We start from the raw sequence: 1,098 nt of genomic DNA, 5'->3' as shown, positions 1-1,098 counted from the left end.
TGTTCGTCATGATCTGACCAGTCTTCCCGCCCGAGGACTCGGGCAACAAGACGACTCTCACAACGACTGGATCTAAAAAACGGGGTCAGCCCAGCTATACAACCCAGGATCGATGTCAGCGGAGTAGGAGAATCCTTCCGGCACGTGGGGGTAGTAGATCAGTGCCCATCCCAGTCCCTGCAACAAGGTCCACGAGACCACAGCCACCACCATGGCTGTGGGTCCGGCGATTTGTCCGAACCGATGACCGGTCAACTTCGAGACCCGCCAAACTCCGCTGGCAATCCATTGACTGAACCAGCCCTTCCCGATGGGGTGAAGCAACGTGTGGAAGATGTCGTTCAGCCCCAGGACCACGACGGCGATTCCGAGGAGTGTCAGAAAGGTGTCCAAGAATCACGCGCTTTCTGCAGAGATTCGGGCAGGGGTTGGCCACCCCGGCGTCCCAATGACGGTTTCAATGCCACCCTACTGGTAGCAGCGACTATCAGACTCGCTTTGGCACGAGATCCGCCGCCATCGATGATGTTCACGTCTCAGCAGCGAACGCACATCCGTCCGCGCCCGATGACGAGGGTCGCGGCCTGAACCCCGTCATACAGTAGTGGCCATGATGAGGGGTCGTCGCTCAGAGCGCAGCAGCAGTGACACGGACACAGTCTTGGCCCGGGTCAAGTGGTGGATGAGACGCCTGACCGCCACGACCCCAGCACGGGCGGCGATGTTGATCTTCGCCGTGACCATCGCCGTGTTCACGTCACTGCTTAATATGCCTTGGGCCACGGTTTCAGGTTCCTCTGCGGCGTTTCATGATGCGCTTTTCGTGGCCACCTCCGCAGTCACCGTCACCGGCCTGACCCCGGTGAACACCGCCGATCATTGGTCCTTCGCCGGGGAGGTCGTCATCCTGATCGGCATCCAGGTCGGCGGCCTGGGCATCATCACCATCGCCGCGCTGCTGGCCATCTCAGTGACCCGCAACCTCGGGCTGCGCACCCGTCTCGTCGCCCAGGAGGGCGGCATCTCCACCGGCTCGATGGGAGAGACCGGACAGGTCATCCGGACCGTGGTGATCTGCTCCGCCGTGGTGGAGGCGAT

1 protein-coding gene is annotated in these 1,098 nt (G+C 61.5%); it reads left to right on the top strand.

Translation table 11 applies throughout. From position 1 onward, the window contains the following. Window positions 1-682: 682 nt before the first annotated feature. On the top strand, window positions 683-1,098 hold a 416-nt coding region (locus tag EV640_RS13520; protein WP_279586522.1), incomplete at its 3' end, for a potassium transporter TrkG.

The sequence above is a fragment of the Nesterenkonia aurantiaca genome (assembly GCF_004364585.1).
Classification (GTDB): domain Bacteria; phylum Actinomycetota; class Actinomycetes; order Actinomycetales; family Micrococcaceae; genus Nesterenkonia; species Nesterenkonia aurantiaca.
This window is presented reverse-complemented; position numbering and strand designations above follow the sequence as displayed.